Annotated in this window: 20 protein-coding genes and 1 pseudogene; 14 read left to right on the forward strand and 7 right to left on the reverse strand. The window is 70.3% G+C overall.

Going from position 1 to position 21493, the window contains the following annotated elements:
- Positions 1 to 9 precede the first annotated feature (9 nt).
- The gene (pgi, locus tag ACXAFN_RS06920) at positions 10 to 1671 is read left to right on the forward strand and encodes a glucose-6-phosphate isomerase (RefSeq protein ID WP_474987342.1); all 1662 of its coding nucleotides are present in this window, start codon (positions 10 to 12) and stop codon (positions 1669 to 1671) included.
- A gap of 77 nt (positions 1672 to 1748) precedes the next feature.
- Here the strand turns inward: pgi and ACXAFN_RS06925 are convergent, their stop codons facing one another.
- Together ACXAFN_RS06925 and crcB are read right to left on the reverse strand one after the other, a co-directional pair.
- Positions 1749 to 2138 carry a fluoride efflux transporter FluC gene (locus tag ACXAFN_RS06925; protein ID WP_474987344.1) on the reverse strand — a complete coding sequence of 130 codons (390 nt, stop codon included), beginning with the start codon at positions 2136 to 2138 and terminating at the stop codon, positions 1749 to 1751.
- Entirely contained in the window at positions 2135 to 2521 is a 387-nt protein-coding gene (crcB, locus tag ACXAFN_RS06930; RefSeq protein ID WP_474987346.1) for a fluoride efflux transporter CrcB, read from the reverse strand. The genes ACXAFN_RS06925 and crcB overlap by 4 nt, the downstream gene beginning before the upstream one ends.
- Positions 2522 to 2786: 265 nt before the next feature.
- Between crcB and ybiO the strand changes: the two genes are divergently transcribed.
- Complete coding sequence (ybiO, locus tag ACXAFN_RS06935; RefSeq protein ID WP_474987347.1) at positions 2787 to 5075, forward strand: mechanosensitive channel protein; 2289 nt, start codon at positions 2787 to 2789, stop codon at positions 5073 to 5075.
- Positions 5076 to 5248: 173 nt separating this feature from the next.
- Here ybiO and ACXAFN_RS06940 read toward each other — a convergent pair whose 3' ends face one another.
- From ACXAFN_RS06940 to hemC, 4 genes are read right to left on the reverse strand one after another with little or no spacing between them, the layout of a single operon-like run.
- A complete protein-coding gene (locus ACXAFN_RS06940) occupies positions 5249 to 6508 on the reverse strand; it encodes a heme biosynthesis HemY N-terminal domain-containing protein (protein ID WP_474987349.1) in 1260 nt (419 codons plus the stop codon).
- Entirely contained in the window at positions 6505 to 8016 is a 1512-nt protein-coding gene (locus tag ACXAFN_RS06945; protein WP_474987351.1) for a uroporphyrinogen-III C-methyltransferase, read from the reverse strand. Before ACXAFN_RS06945 ends, ACXAFN_RS06940 begins: the two co-directional genes overlap by 4 nt.
- A 6-nt stretch (positions 8017 to 8022) precedes the next feature.
- On the reverse strand, positions 8023 to 8811 hold the full coding sequence (locus tag ACXAFN_RS06950) for a uroporphyrinogen-III synthase (protein ID WP_474987352.1): 789 nt from the start codon (positions 8809 to 8811) through the stop codon (positions 8023 to 8025).
- Positions 8811 to 9743: a hydroxymethylbilane synthase gene (hemC, locus tag ACXAFN_RS06955; RefSeq protein ID WP_474987487.1), complete on the reverse strand. Its 933-nt coding sequence runs from the start codon at positions 9741 to 9743 to the stop codon at positions 8811 to 8813. The genes ACXAFN_RS06950 and hemC overlap by 1 nt, the downstream gene beginning before the upstream one ends.
- Positions 9744 to 10025: 282 nt before the next feature.
- On the opposite strand from hemC, the gene argH reads away from it, so the two are divergent.
- The 7 genes and pseudogenes from argH to ACXAFN_RS06990 all read left to right on the forward strand — a co-directional run bounded on the left by argH (position 10026) and on the right by ACXAFN_RS06990 (position 16178).
- Entirely contained in the window at positions 10026 to 11462 is a 1437-nt protein-coding gene (gene argH / locus ACXAFN_RS06960) for an argininosuccinate lyase (protein WP_474987354.1), read from the forward strand.
- A pseudogene (gene lptM / locus ACXAFN_RS06965) lies at positions 11462 to 11572 on the forward strand (LPS translocon maturation chaperone LptM); the annotation flags it as partial. The gene argH and the pseudogene lptM, both read left to right, overlap by 1 nt.
- A gap of 82 nt (positions 11573 to 11654) precedes the next feature.
- Positions 11655 to 12935 carry a diaminopimelate decarboxylase gene (gene lysA, locus ACXAFN_RS06970; protein WP_474987356.1) on the forward strand — a complete coding sequence of 427 codons (1281 nt, stop codon included), beginning with the start codon at positions 11655 to 11657 and terminating at the stop codon, positions 12933 to 12935.
- Positions 12935 to 13768, forward strand: a complete 834-nt coding sequence (dapF, locus tag ACXAFN_RS06975) for a diaminopimelate epimerase (RefSeq protein WP_474987357.1) — start codon at positions 12935 to 12937, stop codon at positions 13766 to 13768. Before lysA ends, dapF begins: the two co-directional genes overlap by 1 nt.
- A 31-nt stretch (positions 13769 to 13799) precedes the next feature.
- Positions 13800 to 14519 (forward strand): DUF484 family protein, encoded by a 720-nt coding sequence (locus ACXAFN_RS06980; protein WP_474987358.1) that lies wholly within the window; start codon positions 13800 to 13802, stop codon positions 14517 to 14519.
- A complete protein-coding gene (locus ACXAFN_RS06985; protein WP_474987360.1) occupies positions 14512 to 15432 on the forward strand; it encodes a tyrosine recombinase XerC in 921 nt (306 codons plus the stop codon). The genes ACXAFN_RS06980 and ACXAFN_RS06985 overlap by 8 nt, the downstream gene beginning before the upstream one ends.
- Positions 15429 to 16178 carry an HAD family hydrolase gene (locus ACXAFN_RS06990; protein ID WP_474987362.1) on the forward strand — a complete coding sequence of 250 codons (750 nt, stop codon included), beginning with the start codon at positions 15429 to 15431 and terminating at the stop codon, positions 16176 to 16178. Before ACXAFN_RS06985 ends, ACXAFN_RS06990 begins: the two co-directional genes overlap by 4 nt.
- Positions 16179 to 16373: 195 nt before the next feature.
- On the opposite strand, the gene yihA is transcribed toward ACXAFN_RS06990, so the two are convergent.
- On the reverse strand, positions 16374 to 16988 hold the full coding sequence (yihA, locus tag ACXAFN_RS06995; protein WP_474987364.1) for a ribosome biogenesis GTP-binding protein YihA/YsxC: 615 nt from the start codon (positions 16986 to 16988) through the stop codon (positions 16374 to 16376).
- A 188-nt stretch (positions 16989 to 17176) separates the two neighbouring features.
- On the opposite strand from yihA, the gene ACXAFN_RS07000 reads away from it, so the two are divergent.
- The 5 genes from ACXAFN_RS07000 (at position 17177) to ACXAFN_RS07020 (ending at position 21481) form a co-directional block, all read left to right on the forward strand.
- On the forward strand, positions 17177 to 17797 hold the full coding sequence (locus tag ACXAFN_RS07000) for a c-type cytochrome (protein ID WP_474987366.1): 621 nt from the start codon (positions 17177 to 17179) through the stop codon (positions 17795 to 17797).
- 143 nt (positions 17798 to 17940) lie between these two features.
- A complete protein-coding gene (locus tag ACXAFN_RS07005; RefSeq protein WP_474987368.1) occupies positions 17941 to 18573 on the forward strand; it encodes a thiol:disulfide interchange protein DsbA/DsbL in 633 nt (210 codons plus the stop codon).
- A gap of 1 nt (position 18574) precedes the next feature.
- On the forward strand, positions 18575 to 19393 hold the full coding sequence (locus ACXAFN_RS07010) for an endonuclease/exonuclease/phosphatase family protein (protein ID WP_474987370.1): 819 nt from the start codon (positions 18575 to 18577) through the stop codon (positions 19391 to 19393).
- A 124-nt stretch (positions 19394 to 19517) separates the two neighbouring features.
- Positions 19518 to 20078 carry a TRAP transporter small permease subunit gene (locus ACXAFN_RS07015; RefSeq protein WP_474987372.1) on the forward strand — a complete coding sequence of 187 codons (561 nt, stop codon included), beginning with the start codon at positions 19518 to 19520 and terminating at the stop codon, positions 20076 to 20078.
- Positions 20078 to 21481, forward strand: a complete 1404-nt coding sequence (locus tag ACXAFN_RS07020; protein ID WP_474987374.1) for a TRAP transporter large permease — start codon at positions 20078 to 20080, stop codon at positions 21479 to 21481. Before ACXAFN_RS07015 ends, ACXAFN_RS07020 begins: the two co-directional genes overlap by 1 nt.
- Positions 21482 to 21493: the final 12 nt, after the last annotated feature.

Below are 21493 nucleotides of genomic sequence, written 5' to 3' on the forward strand. Positions count from 1 at the left end.
TATTCCCGCATGTTCCAGCTCACCCGCAGCGTCACCTGGCAGGCCCTGCGGCGCCTGCACGCCGACACCGCCACCGATCGCATCGCCGACTACTTCACCGCCGATCCCCGGCGCTTCGACAAGATGAGCCTGCGCGTCGGCGGGCTGTTCCTCGACTATTCCAAGCACCACATCTCCGACGCCGTGCTCGACAAGCTGCTCGAGCTCGCCGACCACTCGGCCCTGGTGCAGCGTCGCGCCCAGATGTTCTCCGGCGACATCATCAACGTCACCGAGGACCGGCCGGTGCTGCACACCGCCCTGCGCAACGTCGGCGAGGGCCCGCTGATGGTCGACGGCGAGGACGTGATGCCGGAGATCCAGCGTACCCGCGAGCAGATCCAGCGCTTCTCCGAGGCGGTGCGCAGCGGCGAATGGAAGGGCTACAGCGGCGAGCGCATCAAGGACGTGGTCAATATCGGCATCGGCGGCTCGGACCTGGGCCCCAACATGGCCTGCCGGGCGCTGCTCAAGTACCGCCATCCGGAGCTCAACTTCCACTTCGTCTCCAACGTCGACGGCGCCCATATCCAGAAGGTGCTGCGCGGCCTCGACCCCGCCACCACGCTGTTCATCGTCTCCACCAAGACCTTCTCCACCCAGGAGACGCTGCTCAACGCCAAGACCGCGCGGCGCTGGTTCCTGGAACAGGCCGGCGAGGACGCCGACGTGGGCGCCCACTTCGTCGCCGCCTCCACCAACCGCCGCGCGGCCATGGCCTTCGGCATCCGCGAGGAGAACGTCTTCGAGTTCTGGGCCTGGGTCGGCGGGCGCTACTCCATGTGGTCGTCGATCGGCCTGCCGATCGCCCTGGCCGTGGGCTTCGAGGGCTTCATGGAGATGCTCGAGGGCGCCTACGAGATGGACCAGCACTTCCTGACCGCGCCCAACGCCGCCAACATGCCGGTGCTGATGGCGCTGATCGGCATCTGGTACATCAACTTCACCGGCGCCGAGACCCAGGCCATCGTGCCCTACGACCAGGCGCTGCATCAGCTGCCGGCCTTCCTCCAGCAGCTCGACATGGAATCCAACGGCAAGTCGGTGGACATCTTCGGCCACCCGGTGGACTACAAGACCGGCCCGATCGTCTGGGGCCAGACCGGCTCCAACGGCCAGCACGCCTTCTTCCAGCTGCTCCACCAGGGCACCCGCTACGTGCCGATCGACTTCATCGCCTCCCTGAAGCCGGAACCGGGCGTGGAGGATCACCACTTCGCGCTGCTGACCAACATGCTGGCCCAGGCCAACGCCTTCATGGAAGGCAGTCAGAAGGGCAGCGATCTGGACCCCTACAGCTGCCCCGGCAACCGGCCGTCCAGCACCCTGCTGCTCGACGAGCTGACGCCGCGCAACCTCGGCGCGCTGATCGCGCTCTACGAGCACAAGGTGTTCGTCCAGGGAGTGATCTGGAACATCAACTCCTTCGACCAGTGGGGCGTGCAGCTCGGCAAGCGCATCGCCGGCGAGATCAGCGAGCGCATCGACGAGCACAGCCAGGACTTCGACGGCTCCACCCAGGGGCTGCTCAACCTGGTGCGCGAACACTTCCCGAGCCAGAAGCGCCAGGCCGACGCCGGCGAGGCGCCCAAGGCCAAGACCAAGGCCAAGCGCAGCAAAGCTTCGAGCTGATGCTAGAAGGGGCGCCTATGCCCTTCGGCGTGGGACCGGACGCCTGGCGCCCATCCCTTGGGCGCGGGGTCGGGCGCCTATAAAGAGCCACGTCCGACCCTCTGCCCCCACCAGGCGGCGCCCAGCCACAACGGCACGCTGCCCAGGCCATAGGCTAGCGCCAGGCCGGGGCGCGAGGTCTCGAACAGGTAGAGCGTCTCCAGGCCGAACAGCGAGAAGGTGGTGAAGCCGCCGCAGAAGCCGGCCACCAGGAAGGGCTGCCAGCGGGCGACGCGACCACTGAGGCGATGCGCCGCCCGGGCGGCGAAGGCACCGATCAGCCAGGAGCCGGCCAGATTGACCACCAGAGTGCCCCACAGGAAGGCGCTGCCCAGCGCCTCGATCAGCGCCAGCCCCACCAGCTGGCGCACCACCGCACCGAGGCCGCTGCCCAGGCCCACCGCCAGGTAGCGCCGCCAGGCCGTCATGTGCCGCCTCCGGCCAGCCACCAGCCCAGGGCCGCGGCAGACAGCCCCGCCGTCAGCGTGGCCAGGACATTGGCCGTAGCCGCCCCCCGGCGCCCCGACTGCCACAGGCTCAACGTCTGGAGGCTGAAGGACGACACCGTGGTGACGCCGCCCAGCCCACCGACCGCCAGCAGCGACCAGGCGGGCGACGCCGCCAACGGCCAGGCCAGCGCGGGGGCCAGGGCGCCGATCGCCAGGCAGCCCAGCACGTTCACCGCCAGGGTGCCCCAGGGAAAGGCCCGCCCAAGCCAGCGGCCGGAAAGTTCGCTCATGCCCAGGCGCGCCATGCCGCCAAGCGCCCCTCCGATGGCCACCCACCCCAGGTCGATGATGCCGCCCCCCATGTCGCGCCTCCCTGCGAATTCGCGACCATGCTAGCCGAGCCCGCCACGGGCCACAAAAAAACGCCACCCGCGGAGGGTGGCGACTGGAATGCTTGCCTAGCAGGGAGGGCAACGGACGCGGTGCCCGATCATAAAGTGGCACAAATTTCGACATATGTACAATTTTCGTACACCATTACAACGACAGCCGGGGCTCGACGCTTCCGGCACAGACTGGGAAGATCGACGTCCGACGATTCATGCACCCAACACGGAGGCCATTCGCGTGCACCACAGACGACTCTTCACCCTGGTCGGCGGCTGGCTGCTGGCCTGCCTGCTGCTGGCTTCGGGGCCGCTGCAGGCGCAGACCCCCGAGGCCCAGCAGACCGCCAACGCCACCCTGGCCGATCTGCTCGAGGACCCCGACACCCGGCAGCAGCTCATCGACCAGCTGCGCACCCAGGCCGAGGCCGCCGCGCCCCAGGCCGCCGAGGCCGCGAGCGGGGCCTCGCTGCCACGACGCCTGGCCGAGACCACCAGCCATGTCGTCGGCGACCTGGGCCACCAGTTCGGCCTGCTGGTCGACACCCTGAGCCGCCTGTTCGGCGGCGGGCTCGGCGACGGGACCTTCGACATGGCGGCCTTCACCAGCGCCACCATCAACCTGGGCCTGGTGATCCTGGCCACCGTGGCGCTGTTCCTGGCCATTCGCCGCCTGGCCCGGCCGCTGTTCACCCGGCTCAGCCAATGGTCACTGCACGGTAACGGGCTGCAACCGCTGCTGCGGCTGGTCATCTGCGTGGCCGTGGCCGCGCTGATCGACGTGCTGGTCGTCGCCCTGGCCTACGTGGGCGGCAACCTGGTGGCCACCTTCGCGGTGGGCGAGAGCGGCGACCTTTCCACCCGTGCCTCGCTGTTCCTCAACGCTTTCCTGGTGATCGAGCTGCTCAAGGCCGCGGTGCGCATGCTGTTCGCCTCCCGCTACGAGGGGCTGCGCCTGCTGCCGGTGGACGCCGCCGACGCCTCCTACTGGAACCGCTGGATCGCCAGGCTGATCGGCCTGGCCGGCTACGGCCTGATGGTGGTGGTCCCGCTGGTCAACGCCTACCTGTCGCCGACCCTCGGCGGCGCGGTGGGCACCCTGATCATGCTCGGCGCCTACGTCTATGCGGTGGCCGTGGTGCTGCGCAACCGCCAGCGCCTGCGCGACGCCCTGAACCGCAAGGCCGGCCAGACCACCATGGCCGCCAGCCGGGTCTCGCTTCAGCTGTTCGCGCGCATCTGGCACCTGTTTGCCCTGGCCTACTTCACGATGGTGCTGGTGCTGACCCTGACCCGCCCCGAGGATGCCCTGCCCTTCGTGCTGGTGGCCACTCTGCAGACGCTGGTGGCGGTGCTGGTAGGCATGCTGGTGTCCTCCTTCCTGACCCAGACCATCGGTCGGCGCATCCGTCTTAACGACGACCTGCGCCGCAAGCTGCCACTGCTCGAGCCGCGCCTCAACCGCTACGTGCCCAGTGCCCTGCGGGTGATTCGCGCGGTGATCCTGATCGCCGTGGCGATGGTGGTGTTGAGCGCCTGGGGCGCCTTCGACCTCGCTGCCTGGTACGCCTCGGAGATGGGCCGCGGCCTGGTCGGCAAGCTGCTCAGCGTGTTCGTGATCCTGGTACTGGCCGCCGCCGCCTGGCTGGGCCTGGCCAGCCTGATCGAGCACAAGCTCAATCCCGAGACCGGCGCCGGCGAACCTTCGGCCCGTGCCCAGACGCTGCTGGCGCTGTTTCGCAACGCCCTGGCCATCGTGCTGATCACCATGACGGCGATGATCGTGCTCGCCGAGATCGGCATCAACATCGGTCCGTTGATCGCCGGCGCCGGTGTGCTGGGCCTGGCCATCGGCTTCGGCGCCCAGAAGCTGGTCCAGGACATCATCACCGGGGTGTTCATCCAGGTGGAGAACGCCATGAACACCGGCGACGTGATCACCGTCGGCGGCATCACCGGGGTAGCCGAGAAGCTGAGCATCCGCTCGGTGGGCATCCGCGACCTGAGCGGCACCTACCATATCGTGCCCTTCTCCAGCGTCGATACCGTCTCCAACTACATGCGCGACTTCGCCTATCACGTCGGCGAGTACGGCATTGCCTATCGCGAGGACATCGACGAGGCGATCCAGGTGCTGCGCAACGCCTTCGAGGACCTCAAGGCCGACGAGGAACACCGCGTGAACCTGCTGGAGCCGCTGGAGGTCGCCGGGGTGATCGCGCTGGCCGACAGTTCGGTGAACATCCGCGTGCGCATCAAGACCACGCCGGGCACCCAGTGGGCCACCGGTCGCGCCTTCAACCGCCTGGTCAAGCTGCACTTCGACGCCGCCGGCATCGAGATCCCCTTCCCTCACACCACGCTGTACTTCGGCGAGGACAAGGGCGGCGGCGCACCGCCGGCCCGGGTACGCGTGCTCGAGCGCAAGGCCGCACGCCGGGGCGACACGGACGAGCCGACGGAGGACGCGCACTTCGGCCCGGCCGACACCTCCGCCCCCAGCGAGGTCCACAACCAGGAAGACGGCTGACACCGTCAGTGGCCTCGCCGGAGGCCACGGTCGCCCCGGTACCCGCTACCGGGACCGACAAACGCGAGAAGGGGCTGCCGATCGGCAGCCCCTTCTCTTGGGTGACATCATCCGTTCGCGGTGTCGTGTCGCCGCGGAGCTCGGGACGGTGACCCTCGGCGGCGGCGCCTCGCTCAGGACGCCCGGCGAGTGCCGTTGTTGCGTGCCAGGGTGTCTTCCGGCTCGGTGGGCTGGGGCAGCGAGGGCAGCGACTTGTCGAGCAGCTCGACGCTCTGGCGATAGTAGAGCTGGCTCTTGTTGTGCTCGCCCAGGTTGGCATAGAGCCGGGCCAGCTCGGCGCACACTACCCCGCTGGGGCGCTGGCGCTGGCTGGTCTCGAAGTACTCCTGAGCCTTGCCCCAGTAGGCGTTGCGCAGCGACAGCCGGCCCAGGGTGAGCAGCAGGTCCGGGTCGTTGGGCCGCTCCTGAAGCCACTTCTCGGCGACCACCAGCTGGCGCGCGGCATCCACCTCGAGCAGGCCGTAGCGCAGCACCAGGCGGCTGTCCCACTGCTCCTTCAGGGAATGGCGCAGCAGGCGCTCGGCGATGCCCTGCTCGTTGCCGCGTACAAGGGCCTCGGCGTAGAGCACGATGAGCTCGACGTTGGTCCGCAGGTGGTCGGGCATGTCGGCCCACAGGTTCCTGACCCGTTCGATGTCGCCGGGCTGGCGGGCCTCACGGGAGATCAGCTCGCGATAGGCCTGCTGTTCGAGCTGCTCGCGCTCCTCCCGGGAGATCAGCTGCTGGGCCCCCAGCCGCGGCATCAGCCGGCGCAGGCCGTCCCAGTCGCTGAGGCTGATATACGCCTGCTTGAGCTGCTTGAGCACCTGGGGGTGGTTGGGCAGGTGGCGATCCAGGCGGGTGAGAATGGCCAGGGCCTCCTCGTACTGCTGGCGATCCAGCATCAGCTGGGCCTGCATCATGCCCACCGCGGTATCGGCCCCCTCGGTGCTCAGGTGAGCCCGCTTGAGCAGGGTGTCCGCCTGCTCGTAGCGGCCCTGGTAGTGGGCCGCCAGGGCGGCGGAGAGATAGTTGACCAGCGGCGTGCTGGAGTCGTCGGCGGCCTTGACCAGCGACTTCTCGGCGCGCTTCCAGCGGCCCTCGGCCAGCGCCACCAGCCCGCGCACGGTGCGCTTCATGGCCGAGCGGTTGCGCGATCGGCTGCTCCATACCTTGAAGCGCGACACCGGCCGGGTCAGGCGCATCAGCAGGCGCAGCGCGAAGTGCAGCACGATGAAGGCGGCCAGCAGCACCACCAGGCCGAACCAGAAGGAGGTCTGGAAGGAGGTGTCGCCCACGCGCACCAGCCAGTAGCCGGGCACCGACATCATCAGCTGGCCGAACAGGGCCCCGACCGCCAGGCCCAGGACCACGAGCAGGATCAGCTTTCTCATGCTTCATCTCCCTGGCCGTTGGCGCCGGCCTCGAAGCGGTGCCGAATGAAGCTCGCCAGCGCCTGCTGGGAGCCGCTGATGTCCGGCAGCTCGGGCCGGATGGTGCGCTCCTGGAGCTCACCCAAGCGCGACAGCACCGCCTGGACGCCGCCGTTGTCGGTATCGTAGTAGCCGCGGATCAGGGTCAGCGCCTTGTCGAGGCTGGCGGCGTAGAGCTCCTGTTCTTCCTTGAGCAGCGCCAGTTGTGCCTGCTCGAGGATCAGCCGCACGCTCTGGCGCAGGTAGGATTCCTGCTCGGGCGAGATCAGTGCCTCCAGGGCCTCGTCGTGCCTGCGCACCGTGACCAGGTCCTTGAGCTCCTCGCCGACACGCGCCAGCTGCTGCTGCCAGGCCCCGCTGGGCGCTTCCTCGATGGTCGAATTGGCGGCGACCTCTTCGATGTCCTGGGCCAACGGCAGGCTGGCGATCTGCTCCTGCTGGGCGTTGAGCGCCAGGTAGAGGCCCGAGCGGTCGACCCGCGGCACCGAGGACAGGTCGGCCAGCTCCGAGGCGATCTCGCGACGTACCGGCAGCAGCGCCGGGTTGTCCGCCTCTTCGAGCCGGGCATCGGCGGTGCTCAGCAGAGCCGATGCTCCCTCGACGTCACGCTCGAGCTGCAGGCGCTGGTTGGCCAGGCGCAGCAGATAGGCCGCCTCGGCGTGGAGCCAATCGCGCTCGTCGGTCTGCTGCTGGCTGGACAGGTCCGCCAGGACCCGGTCGAGGGTCTCGTCGACGCTGTCGCGATAGTCGGCGAACTCGCCGCGCAGCTCGCCGATGGCGGATTCGCGCTCGCTCCGGCCGCTCTCGAGCCGGCTCGCCAGGTCGTCCAGCGCGCCCTGGGTGGCGGGCTGTTCGGGCAGCGCGGCCAGACGCTGCTGCTGGGCATCGAGCCGCTGCCAGATCTGCCAGCCGAAGTAGGCGCCGCCGGCGCCCAGCAGGATCACCAGGCCCAGCGCCACGGCGCCGGCCTTGCCGCCGCCCTTGCGGGATCCGCCCTCGCCGCCGGCGGCGGCCCCGCCGCCCTGGCCGGCGCCGGACGCGTCCCGGGGCGTCTTGGCGGCCGTGGCCTTGTCACCCGCCGCCTTGTTGCCCGATGCCTTGGCGGCGGAGGCCCGCGAACCGGCAGTGCCCTTGGAGGCGGTCGACGCCTGGCCATCGCCCTTGGGGGTGACGGCCGCCGAGGCGGGGGCCTTGGCCTCGCCATCGTCCTTCGCGGCAGCGGGGCCCGACGCCGCGCTGCCCTGCGCCTCGTCCACGGGGGCGCCGGCGGGTGACGAGGCGGCCTGGCCGGCGGTGTCGCTCCCCTTGGCCTGGGTCGCACCGCCGCCCTTGCCGCGTCGCCGGGAGCGCCGCGACGACGAGCCACCTTCCTTGGCCCCGGCCTGGCTTCCCTGGCGCGCCGCCTCGGCGTCTGGCTGGGCGCCGGAGGGCGTCTGTTGTTCGTCCTGATCGTTGTATTGCTTGCTCATCTGTCGCTAGCCCTTTTCGAGATCGTCATGATCGACATCGGCCTTCTCCGGGTCTCCCTCGGCCACGGCATCCGCCAGCGCGGCGGGCGTGGCCCCAGACGCCACGATGGGGCGACGAAACCCCATCGTGCCGGCCAGTGTAGCCAACCGGGTACTGGACACGATTAGCGGTTGGTGCAAGGCGGTGTGCGAGCACCATCTTGCCAGATGTTCGAGGATTTCTCCGCTGGTGACCACCAGGGCACGGTAGTCGCCCGCGGTCAGGCGCCGGCGCAGCGCGGCGTCGGGGTCGAGCAGGCAGCGCCGGTAGAGCGCCAGCCGGGTCAGGCGGGCGCCCCGCGCGGCGAGCGTCTCGGCGAGCAGCGGTCGACCGCCCTCGCCGGCCGCCAGCAGTACCCGCTGTTCGTCGAGGCGCTGGAGCGAGCCCAGCGCCAGCAGCGCCTCGCTGGTGTCGCCGCCTTCGGCCGCCGGCAGATGCACGCGCACGCCGAGCTCACGGTGCAGAGTGGCGGCCGTGGCCGCGCCCACGGCGTAATAGTCGATGCCGACCGGCAACTGGGGCCAGTAGCGATCCAGCGCCTCGGCCAGGCACTCGGCGGCGAAGGGGCTGACCACCACCACCCGCCGGAACTGGTCGAAGTCCAGCCAGGCGGCGCGCCGGGCCACGTCTTCCGGCAGCGGCTCGAGCGCCATGGCCTCGCCGTGCTCGACGACGAAGCCGCGCGCGGCGATGGCCTCGGCCAGCGCCGCGGCGCGGGGGCCGGGACGGCAGATCAGTACCGGCGCCGTGGACATCAGCCGGCGCCGTAGACCTCGGCGAGGATCTCGCCGGCGCCCATCTCCAGCAGCTCCTCGGCCACCCGGATGCCCAGCGCCTCGGGCTCATGGATCGAGCCGCGGCCCTCGGCGCGCAGCACCCGGGTGCCCTCGGGGTTGCCGACCAGGGCGCGCAGCCACAGCGTCTGACCGTCGTCCTCGAACACCGCATGGCCGGCGATCGGCACCTGGCAGCCGCCTTCCAGGCGGGTGTTCATGGCCCGCTCGGCGCGCACCCGGGTGGCGGTGCCCGGATCGTCCAGCGGCGCCAGCAGCGAGATCAGCTCGGCATCGTGCATGCGACACTCGATGCCCAGCGCCCCCTGGCCGCAGGCCGGCAGGCAGACCTCCGGCGGCAGCTCCATGGTGATGCGCTCGCCGAGCCCCAGGCGCTTGAGGCCCGAGGTGGCCAGCAGGATGGCCTCGAACTCGCCGTCGTCGAGCTTGCCGAGGCGGGTCTGGACGTTGCCGCGCAGGTTCAGCACCTGCAGGTCGGGCCGCGCCTCGCGCATCTGCAGGCCACGGCGCAGGCTGGAGGTGCCGATGCGCGAGCCCTCGGGCAGGGCGTCCAGGGAGGCATAGTGATTGGAGACGAAGGCGTCGGTGGGCTCGGCGCCCTCGAGGATCACCGACAGCCCCAGGCTCTCGGGGAAATGCATGGGCACGTCCTTCATGGAGTGCACGGCGATGTCGGCGCGGCCGTCGAGCATCGCCTCCTCGAGCTCCTTGACGAACAGCCCCTTGCCGCCGACTTTGGCCAGCGGGGTGTCGAGGATCTTGTCGCCTCGGGTCGACATGGCGACCAGCTCCACCTCGAGGCCGGGATGCGTCGCCAGCAGGCGGTCGCGGACGTGTTCGGCCTGCCACATGGCCAGCTGGCTCTTGCGGGTGGCGATACGCAGCGTTGTCATGGCTTGCACGTGGTTCTCCCGTACCGGTTCGTTGCGCCGGCGCCTTCGCGCGGGCGCCCGGTGATCTCTGATGTACCGTCATCATAAAGGACCCGGCAGGCCAGGAAAAATCGCCGCCTCCCACGCTGCCCGCCCTCCACGGCGAGGGCGATGCCCGGAAGCGGGTCGCAGGCGACGCCGCCCCCTCGCCAGGCCCCCGGACTCTGGTACACTTTCCGCCATGTCAAGCCGGCGTCGCCCGCCGCCTCAGCCCACCTTACCGTCATGCAGGATGTCAGCCCGATGAGCCAAAGCCCGACGAACGATAGCACCAACCAGTCCTGGGGCGGCCGCTTCAGCGAGCCCACCGACGCCTTCGTCGCCCGCTTCACCGCCTCGGTCGACTTCGACCGACGCCTGGCCCACCACGACATCCAGGGCTCGCGGGCCCACGCCACCATGCTGGCCCGGGTCGGGGTACTCACCGAGGACGAGCGCGACGCCATCCTGAGCGGCCTCGACGAGGTCCAGGCAGAGATCGAGGCCGGCACCTTCGAATGGTCGGTGGACCTCGAGGACGTGCACATGAACATCGAGGCGCGCCTCACCGCCAAGATCGGCATCACCGGCAAGAAGCTGCACACCGGCCGCTCGCGCAACGACCAGGTGGCCACCGACATCCGCCTGTTCCTGCGCGACGAGATCGACACCGTGGCCGCCGAGCTGACGCGGCTGCGCCAGGGACTGATCGCGCTGGCCGATCGCGAGGCCGACACCATCATGCCCGGCTTCACCCACCTGCAGACCGCCCAGCCGGTGACCTTCGGCCACCACCTGCTGGCCTGGCAGGAAATGCTGTCCCGCGACCACGAGCGCCTGCTCGACTGCCGCAAGCGGGTCAACGTGCTGCCGCTGGGCGCCGCCGCCCTGGCCGGCACCACCTACCCGATCGACCGCCACGTCACCGCCGAGCTGCTGGGCTTCGACCGCCCCGCCGAGAACAGCCTCGACGCGGTCAGCGATCGCGACTTCGCCATCGAGTTCACCGCCTTCGCCAGCACCCTGCTGATGCACCTGTCGCGGATGAGCGAGGAGCTGGTGCTGTGGACCAGCGCCCAGTTCGACTTCATCGACCTGCCCGACCGCTTCTGCACCGGCTCCTCGATCATGCCGCAGAAGAAGAACCCGGACGTGCCGGAGCTGGTGCGCGGCAAGACCGGCCGGGTCTACGGCCACCTGATGGGCATGCTGACGCTGATGAAGTCCCAGCCGCTGGCCTACAACAAGGACAACCAGGAGGACAAGGAGCCGCTGTTCGACGCCCTGACCACCGTGCAGGACTGCCTCAAGGCGTTCGCCGACATGGTGCCGGCCATCGAGGCCAAGGCCGACAACATGCGCGAGGCCGCGCGCAAGGGCTTCTCCACCGCCACCGACCTGGCGGACTACCTGGTGTGCCGTGGCGTGGCCTTCCGCGACGCCCACGAGATCGTCGGCCAGTCGGTGGCCTACGGCATCGAGCAGGGCAAGGACCTCTCCGACATGAGCCTCGAGGAGCTGCGTCAGTTCTCCGACGCGATCGAGCAGGATGTCTTCGAGGTGCTGACCCTGGAGGGCTCGGTGGCCGCCCGCAACCACATCGGCGGCACCGCCCCGGACCAGGTACGCGCCGCCGCCCAGCGCGCCCGCGACGCCCTGGCCGCGCTGAGCGCCGAGCGCGCCCAGGGAGGCGAGGGATGATGCGCCGCCTCGCGCCCCTCGCCCTGCTGACGCTGGCCCTGCTGGCCGGCTGCGGCCAGAAGGGCCCGCTCTACCTGCCCGGCGACGAGGCCGCGGCGGAGCGCTACGGCCCCCGCGACGCCCAGCAGGACAACAGCCAGGGCAACGACGCCACCGCCGACGACACCCGCAGCGCCGACGAGGACGACTGAGATGGACCATTTCGACTACCGCGACGGCGTGCTCCACGCGGAAGACGTGCCGCTGCCGCGCCTGGCCGAGGAGTTCGGCACGCCCTGCTACGTCTATTCCAAGGCCACCCTGGCCCGCCACTTTCGCGCCTACACCGAGGCCCTGGGCAGCCACCCGCACCTGATCTGCTATGCGGTGAAGGCCAACTCCAACCTGGCGGTGCTCAACCTGCTGGCGCGCCTCGGCGCCGGCTTCGACATCGTCTCGGTGGGCGAGCTGGAGCGGGTACTGGTGGCCGGCGGCGATCCGGCCAGGGTGGTGTTCTCCGGCGTGGCCAAGGAAGAGAACGAGATCGAGCGCGCGCTGTCGGTGGGCATCAAGTGCTTCAACGTCGAGTCGCGGGACGAGCTCGAGCGCCTCGAGGCCGTGGCGAGGGGCATGGACAAGGTCGCCCCGGTCTCGCTGCGGGTCAATCCCGACGTCGACGCCGGCACCCACCCCTACATCTCCACCGGGCTGAAGGACAACAAGTTCGGCATCCCGGTGGACGAGGCCCATGAGGTCTACCGGCGGGCTGCGGCCCTGGAGCACGTGCGCGTGGCCGGGCTGGACTGCCATATCGGCTCCCAGCTCACCGACACCGCGCCCTTCCTCGACGCCCTGGACCGCCTGCTGGTGCTGCTCGAGACGCTGCGCGAGGACGGCATCGAGATCGAGCACCTCGACCTCGGCGGCGGCCTCGGCGTGACCTACCGCGACGAGCGCCCGCCCCAGCCCTTCGACTACGCCACGGCGCTGCTCGAACGGCTGTCGCGCTGGCCGGGCAGCGAGCGCCTGACCCTGCTGTTCGAGCCCGGCCGCTCGATCGCCGCCAACGCCGGGGTGCTGCTGACCCGCGTCGAGTTCCTCAAGCCCGGCGAGACCAAGAACTTCGCCATCGTCGACGCGGCCATGAACGACCTGATCCGGCCCTCGCTGTACCAGGCCTGGCAGGCGATCCTGCCGGTCGACACCAGGGCCGCCCGCGAGGCCGGCACCTATGACGTGGTCGGGCCGGTCTGCGAGACCGGCGACTTCCTGGGCAAGGATCGCGATCTCGCCATCGCCGCCGGCGACCTGCTGGCGGTGCGCTCCGCCGGCGCCTACGGCTTCGTCATGGCCTCCAACTACAACAGCCGCCCGCGCCCCGCCGAGGTGATGGTGGACGGCGAGCGCGCCCACCTGGTGCGCCGCCGCGAGCGTCTCGAGGACCTGTGGGCCGGCGAGGCGACGCTGCCCGACGACAGCGCGGAGACGCCCTGATGCTGCTGCACTTCACCAAGATGCACGGCCTGGGCAACGACTTCATGGTGGTCGACCTGATCACCCAGCGGGCCCGGCTCGGCGACGAGCAGGTCCGCGAGCTGGCCGACCGGCGCTTCGGCATCGGCTTCGATCAGCTGCTGGTGGTGGAACCGCCCCGCGACCCGGACATGGACTTCCGCTACCGGATCTACAACGCCGACGGCAGCGAGGTGGAGAACTGCGGCAACGGCGCCCGCTGCTTCGCACGCTTCGTGCGCGACCAGCGCCTCACCCACAAGCACGAGATCCGCGTCGAGACCGCCGGCGGCCCCCTGACCCTGGTGGTCGAGGACGACGAACGGGTCCGCGTCGACATGGGCCGGCCGCGCTTCGCCCCCGACGCCCTACCCTTCGCGGCCGATGAGGACCGCCTGCTGCACCCCCTCGAGGTCGAGGGCGAGTCGCTGGAGGTCGGGGTGGTGTCGATGGGCAACCCCCACGCGGTACTGCGGGTCGCCGACGTCGACAGTGCCCCGGTGGCCACCCTGGGGCCGGCCATCGAGCACCACTCGCGCTTCCCCCGGCGAGTCAATGCCGGCTTCATGCAGATCCTCTCCGCCCATGAAATTCGCCTGCGCGTCTATGAGCGGGGCAGTGGCGAGACCCTGGCCTGCGGCACCGGCGCCTGCGCCGCCGTGGCCACCGGCATCCGCCTGGGCTGGCTCGAGAGCCCGGTCACCGTGCACCTGCCCGGCGGCGACCTGGAGATCGCCTGGGCCGGCGGCGAGGCCCACCTGACCATGACCGGACCCGCCACCCGGGTCTTCGAGGGACGCGTGCCGCTGAAATGAGCGCGCGCCCAACGCAGAGGAGAATACGCCCATGAGCCATGCCGCCCCCGAGCCGCGCAAGACCCTGGACCCCGACGTCGTCGCCCAGTGGCTGGCCCGCCACCCGGACTTCTTCGTCGGCCGCGAGGGCCTGCTGCAGCAGCTCAGGGTGCCGCACCCCGAGGCCAGGGGCGCCACCTCCCTGCTGGAACGCCTGGTCGCCGACCTGCGCGGGCGTGCCGAGCAGGCGGAGTGGCGGCTCGAGCAGCTGCTCGAGTCGGCCCGCCACAACGAGGCCCAGTACCGCCGCACCCGCGAACTGGTGCTAGCGCTGCTCGAGGCCGAGGACGGCGACGCCCTGGGCCAGGCCCTGGCGACCCAGTTCAGCGAGCGCTTCCAGACACCGGCGCTGGCGCTATGGTGCCCCGCCTCGCTCACCGACAACGAGCCACGGCCGCCCCAGGCGCCGCGCCAGGTGCTCGACGACCACACCGCCCAGCGCCTCGGCGCGTTGCTCGACGGCCGGGTCAGCCGCTGCGCGCGGCTCACGCCCACCGACTGGAAACGCCTGCTGCCCCATGCGCCGCCCCCCGACAAGGCCGGCTCCTGTGCCCTGGCCCGGCTGACCCTGGGCGAGCCGCTGGGCTATCTGGTGCTGGCCAGCCCCGACCCGGACCACTTCCGCGCCAGCATGGACACCCTGTTCACCGAATACGTCGGCGACGTGGTGGCCCGGCTGCTGGTGCGGCTCGCTGCGCCGAGCCATGGCTGACGCCACGCCCCTGAGCCACCAGGTCGAGGCCTTCCTCGCCGAGCTGGCGCGCACCGCGAGCCCGGCCACGGTGGCCGCCTACCGGCGTGACCTGTCGGCGCTGAGCGAGTTTCTCGACGCCCAGGGCATCGACGACGGCGGCGCGCTGGACGTCCCCCTGCTGCGGCGTTTCCTCGGCGGCGAGCGGGCCCGCGGCCTGGCGCCGCGCAGCCTGGCCCGCCGGCGGGCGGCGATCGCCCGCTTCGCCGAGCGGCTGCGCCGCGACGGCCGGCTGGCCCACAATCCGGCGGACCTGGTGCGTACGCCCAAGCCTCCCAAGGACCTGCCGCGACCGGTGGACGTGGACGCCCTGGCGCGCTTCCTCGACACGCCACATGACGGCTCGCCGCTGTCGGTCCGCGACCAGGCCATGCTGGAGCTGTTCTATTCCAGCGGCCTGCGCCTCGCCGAGCTCGCCGCCCTGGACCTGACCGACCTCCAGCCGCAGCGGGTGCGGGTGCTGGGCAAGGGCAACAAGCCCCGCCAGGTGCCGGTGGGCGCGCGGGCCCGCCAGGCCCTCGACGCCTGGCTCGCCGTACGGGGCGCCCTGGCCGGGGACGGCGAGACGGCGCTGTTCGTCGGCGCCCGGGGCGGCCGTCTCGGCCATCGGGCCATTCAGCAGCGCCTGGTCAAGCAGGCCCGGACCCGAGGCCTGGACGAGCACCTGCATCCGCACCGGCTGCGCCATTCCTTCGCCAGCCACCTGCTCGAGTCCAGCCAGGACCTGCGTGCGGTGCAGGAGCTGCTCGGTCATGCGCACCTCGCCACCACCCAGGTGTACACCCGGCTGGACTGGCAACACCTGGCCGCCGGCTACGATGCCGCCCACCCCCGGGCGAAACGCCGCCCCGACGACAGCGACACTTCCTCATGACGCGACCCGCCCTCCAGGCCCTGTCCTTCGATCTCGACGATACCCTGTGGGACAACCATGGGGTGATGGCCCTCACCGAGGAGGGCCACTACGCCTGGCTCGACGAGGGACTGGCCGAATGGCTGGCCGTTCGCGGCGAGACCGCCCTGGGGCGCTTCGCCGAGCGCGTGCCGCTCGAGGCCTACCAGCGCCGCCGGCGCGAGCTGGCCGAGCGCCACCCGCTGCGCCGCGGCGACTTCACCTGGATTCGCGAGCGGGCCCTGTGCGCGCTGCTGGAGGAGTTCGGACTGCCCCGGGCGGCCGCCTGGCTGTGGGCGCTGGCGGCCATGGAACGTTTCCATGCCCTGCGCCTTCGCGTCTCGCCCTACCCGGAGGTGGAGCCGATGCTCGAGGCGCTGGGCCGGCGCTACCGACTGGCCTCGATCACCAACGGCAACCTGGCCTTCCATCGGCTGGCGCTGTCGCGGCATTTCGAGGTCTCGATCGCCGCCGGCGAGATGCACGCGCCCAAGCCGGACCCGCGCAGCTTCCTGATGGCGCTGGCCAAGCTCGGGACACCGCCCGAGCGGGCGATGCATATCGGCGATTCCTGGCAGGAGGACATCCTGCCGGCGGTGCGGCTGGGCATGCGCGCGGCCTGGATCGCCGGCGACACGCCCCACGGCGAGGCGATGCCGGCGGGCGTGCACCGGCTCTCGCATATCCGCGAGCTGCCGGCGCTGCTGGAGAAACTGGGGCGGGAGTGATCCGCGTGGGAATCGGGCACCCCGAGGAAAAACGCGGCGAGCGAAGGTCAGGGCTATGTCCGCTCCCGGCGGACATACGCATTTCCCACCTCCCTGTGGGTCAAGGCAACCGACGCCGCAGAAGCGGAGTTTACGAGCAGTAAATGAGCATTCTAAGGCGGCGCTTAACGCCGCCTGGCCGAGCGCAGTCTGTTTTTACCGGGGTGCGGCCAAGAGCCAGTCGTCGAGGCGGGCATGCACCTCCTCGATGCCGTCCTTCTTGAGCGACGAGAACAGCTGGATGCTCACCAGGTCCTCCCACTCGCGCAGCCGCGAGCGCACCTGCTGCTGGGCGGCCTTGGCCGCGCCGCGCTTCAGCTTGTCGGCCTTGGTCAGCAGGATGTGCACCGGCATGTCCGCCTCGTCGGCCCAGCCGAGCAGGGTCTGGTCGAACTCGGTGAGCGGGTGGCGCACGTCCATCAAAAGCACCAGGCCGCGCAGCGAGTCGCGCCGGCGCAGATAGTCGGCCAGGTGGTGCTGCCACTCGCGCTTGACCTGCTCCGGCACCTTGGCATAGCCGTAGCCCGGCAGGTCGACCAGCCGCTGCCCGGCGGCCTCGTCCAGGGCGAGGAAGTTGATCAGCTGGGTCCGCCCCGGAGTCTTGGAGGTACGGGCCAGCGCCTTCTGCTGAGTCAGAGCGTTGATGGCGCTGGACTTGCCGGCGTTGGAGCGGCCGGCGAAGGCGACCTCGGCCCCCTCGTCGGCCGGGCACTTCGCCAGGGTGGGGGCGCTGGTGAGGAAGCGGGCAGCCCGGTAGTTGAGGCGCGACATGGCGGGGTTCCTGACGTCGATCAAGGTTGCCGCGGGTTGCATTTACGCGGCACCGGTGTTCCTTTATATACTGCAGTCGATTCGGTCTGCGGCCGGGCCGGCAGTATACCACCGTGCGTGCGCCGCCAGCGACCGGCGTCGGCCGGCGAACCCGACCGCTCAATAATAAACGGCACTGTGGATTCGCAATGAGACAGCTACTGGCAAGCCTGGTCATCCTCCTGGGCGCTACCGGCGCCGCCCACGCCGCCTCCCTGGCAGACGCGGACCCCGCCGCCGGGCGCGACAAGGCCAGGGTCTGCGCCGCCTGCCACGGCCAGGACGGCATCGGCATCTCCCCCGCCTTCCCCAACCTGGCCGGCCAGCAGGCCTCCTACCTGGCCAAGCAGATCATGGACATCCGCGATGGCCACCGCAGCGTGCCGCAGATGGCCGGCCAGGTGGACGGCTTCTCCGATCAGGACGCCTGGGACGTGGCCGCCTACTATGCGGACATGGAGCCGGCCCTGGGCCAGGCGGACCCCGCCCCCGAGCTCGTCGAGCACGGCCGGGAACTGTATCGCGCCGGCGACCTGGAGCGCGGGCTGCCCGCCTGCACCGCCTGCCATTCGCCGACCGGCGGCGGCATCGGCAGCGCCACCTATCCCGCCCTCTCGGGCCTGCAGCGCGACTATGTGGTCTCGACCCTCAAGGCCTTCGCCGAGGGCGAGCGGGACAACGATCCCAACGCCATCATGCGCGACATCGCCGCCCAGATGAGCGACCGCGACATGGAGGCCGTGGCCAACTACGTGCACGGCCTGCACTGAGCCTACCCCTCGCAGCGGGGCGGCCCCAGGCCGCCCTCGTCGTCTCCGGGAACCCTCCGGCCCTCCGGCCACTCCAAGGCCGCGGACGCCGCTTCCCGGATGGCGGCGTCCGGATCATGTCCCCTTCAAGGAGAAACTCCCGCATGTTCAAGTCACTGATGGTCGCCGTGGCCGGCCTCGGCCTGTCCACCCTCGCCTCCGCCGCCGACCCGGTCGCCGGCCAGCACTACAGCGTGCTCGACGAGCCGGTGAAGACCCAGGTCGCCGACGACCGGATCGAGGTCACCGAGGCCTTCTGGTACGGCTGCCCGCACTGCTATGCCCTGGAAGACACCCTCAACGCCTGGGTCGCCGAGCTTCCCGAGGACGTCGCCTTCCAGCGCATGCCCGCGACCATGGGCGGCGCCTGGAACCGCCACGCCACGGCCTTCTACGCCGCCCGCGAGCTGGGCATCCAGCAGGACCTCCACGCTGACTTCTTCGACGCCATCCACGAGCAGGGCGCCCAGCTGACCGAGGACGAGGACATCGCGGCCTTCTTCACCGAGTACGGGGTCAGCGAGGAGGAAGCCCTCGACGCCCTCGGCTCCTTCGGCGTCAAATCCCAGGTCAATCAAGCCCATGCCCGCATGCGCAACATGCAGCTGATGGGCGTGCCGGCGCTGATCGTCGACGGCCGCTACGTAGTGACCCCGAGCAGCGCCGGGAGCCTCGACAACATGCCGCAAATCGCCGGCGCCCTGGTGGAGCAGGTTCGCGAGGAGCGAGCGGAGTGACATGAGCGCTCGGGTCGAGGAGGCCAGGCGCCCTCGGGAGGCGGGGCACCTGAAGCTGTTGACCTTCAACCTCCAGGTGGGCATCCAGACCTCGGCCTACCACCACTACCTGACGCGGGGCTGGCAGCACCTGCTGCCCCACCCGCGTCGGCGCGAGCGCCTCGACGTCATGGGCGAGGTGCTCCGCGGCTTCGATGTGGTGGGCCTGCAGGAGGTCGACGGCGGCAGCTTCCGCTCCGGCCACGTCAACCAGGTGGAGTACCTGGCCGGCCGGGCCGGCTTTCCCCACCACTACCAGCAGCTCAACCGCAACCTGGGCCGCGTCGCCCAGCACAGCAACGGCCTGCTGTCGCGGCTGGCCCCGGCACGCGTCGAGGAACATCGCCTGCCGGGCACCCTGCCCGGCCGCGGCGCCATCCATGCCCGCTTCGGCGACGGCCCCGACGCCCTGCACGTCTTCGTCGCCCACCTGGCGCTGAGCCATCGCGGGCGCGCCCGCCAGTTCGACTACCTCAGCGAACTGATCCGGCCCCTCCGCCATGTGGTGGTGATGGGCGACCTCAACTGCACCCCCGAGCAGATCCATGCCCACTCGCGGTTCCGCGACGCCCTGCCGCTGCATCCGGTGCGGCCGCCGCTCAGCTACCCCTCCTGGCAGCCGCGCCGCGCCCTGGACCATATCCTGCTCTCCGAGGCCCTGGAGGCCGACCGGGTCGAGGTGCTGGACCACCTGTTCTCCGACCACCTGCCGGTGGCCATCGACGTCCGCCTCCCCGAGGCCTGCCTCGCCAGCCTGGCCCATCCATCGGACAAGAGGTAAGGGGTAAGACCAATGTCCCACCCGCCACTCTGACAGGCGTTGACGAATTCCCGTATAGTCGGCTGGGCCGTTTCAACGCACGGCACTAATATCATGACGTCACTGCAACCCCGAGCGTTCGCCCATGCCCCACTCCCACGAGCTACCGAGCCTGCTCGCCCGGCTCGACCGCTTCTCCGAATGGCTAGGACGCGGCCTCTCCTGGCTGGTCCTGGTGATGATGCTGATCCAGTTCTCGATCGTGGTGCTGCGCTACGCCTTCAGCATCAACAGCATCCCCATGCAGGAATCGGTGATGTACCTCCACGCCATGGTGTTCATGCTGGCCGCCGGCTACACCCTGCGCCATGACGGCCACGTGCGGGTCGACATCTTCTACCGAGGCATGACGGCCAAGCGCCAGGCCCTGGTCGACCTGCTGGGCACCCTCTGCCTGCTGCTGCCCTTCATGGTCTTCGTGGTCCTGGTCAGCCTGGGCTACGTGGGCAAGTCCTGGGGGATCCTCGAGGGCTCGCCGGATACCGGCGGCATTCCCGCGGTCTTCCTGCTCAAGACGCTGATCCCGATGTTCGCCGGCCTGATGATCCTGCAGGGCCTGGTGGAGGCCTGGCGCAAGCTGCTGATCCTCACCGGCCGCCTCGACCCCGACGCCGACACCCCCGACCACCACGAGGAGCACCTGTGATGCTGGAGTTCATGCCACTGGTGCTGTTCGCCGTGATCTGTACCGTACTGATGTTCGGCTACCCGGTCGCCCTGTCGCTGGCGGGCACCGCCCTGGCCTTCGCCGGCCTCGGCTTCGGCCTGGAGTCGCTGGGCATCGACGCCCACTTCGACGGCGGCTACCTGGCCGCCTTCCCCAACCGCCTCTACGGCATCATGACCAACCAGACGCTGCTGGCGGTGCCGTTGTTCGTGCTGATGGGCGTGCTGCTGGAGAAGTCCCGGGTCGCCGAGACCCTGCTCGAGGCCATGGCGCTGCTGTTCGGCTCGCTGCGCGGGGGGCTCGGCATCTCGGTGACCCTGGTGGGCATGCTGCTGGCCGCCTCCACCGGCATCGTCGGCGCCACCGTGGTGACCATGGGCCTGATGTCGCTGCCCACCATGCTCAAGCGCGGCTACAGCGTACCGCTGGCCACCGGCACCATCTGCGCCACCGGCACCCTGGGCCAGATCATCCCGCCCTCCATCGCCCTGGTGCTGCTCGGCGACGTGCTGTCCTCGGCCTACCAGCAGGCGCAGCTGTCGATGGGCATCTTCAGCCCCAAGACCGTCTCGGTGGGCGACCTGTTCATGGGCGCCCTGGTGCCTGGGCTGATCCTGGTGGTGTTCTACATCGTCTATGTCGCCGTGACCGCCTGGCTCAAGCCGTCCGCCGCCCCGGCCGTGGACCGCCGCGAGCTGATGGAGGAGCTCGGCCACGAGGGCGGCCTGGGCCTGCTGCTGCTCAAGGGGTTGCTGCCGCCGATCGTGCTGATCGTGGTGGTGCTGGGCTCGATCCTCGGCGGCTTCGCCACCCCCACCGAGGCCTCGGCGGTGGGGGCCTTCGGCGCCCTGATGCTGGCCCTGGGCTATCGCCGCCTGGACCTCGCCACCCTCAAGGAGGTGCTGCGCTCCACGGTCGACGTCACCACCATGGTGTTCCTGATCCTGATCGGCGCGGCGCTGTTCTCGCTGGTGTTCCGCGCCTACGGCGGCGAGGAGCTGGTCACGCACCTGTTCGACAGCATGCCCGGCGGCGTGGTCGGCGCGACCCTGATCGTGATGCTGGTGATCTTCCTGCTCGGCTTCATCCTCGACTTCATCGAGATCACCTTCGTGGTGGTGCCGATCGTCGGCCCGATCCTGCTGGCCATGGGCCTCGATCCGATCTGGCTGGGCATCATGATCGCCATCAACCTGCAGACCTCCTTCCTGACCCCGCCGTTCGGCTTCGCGCTGTTCTATCTGCGCGGGGTGGCCCCGGACTCGGTGCCCACCTCCGCCATCTATCGCGGGGTGATGCCGTTCATCGCCCTGCAGCTGGCCATGCTGATCGCGCTGTCGTTCTTCCCGCAGCTCGCCACCTGGCTGCCGAGCGTGTTCTGAGCACAGCGTGGA

The organism is Halomonas sp. ABH4_019, assembly GCF_056159885.1.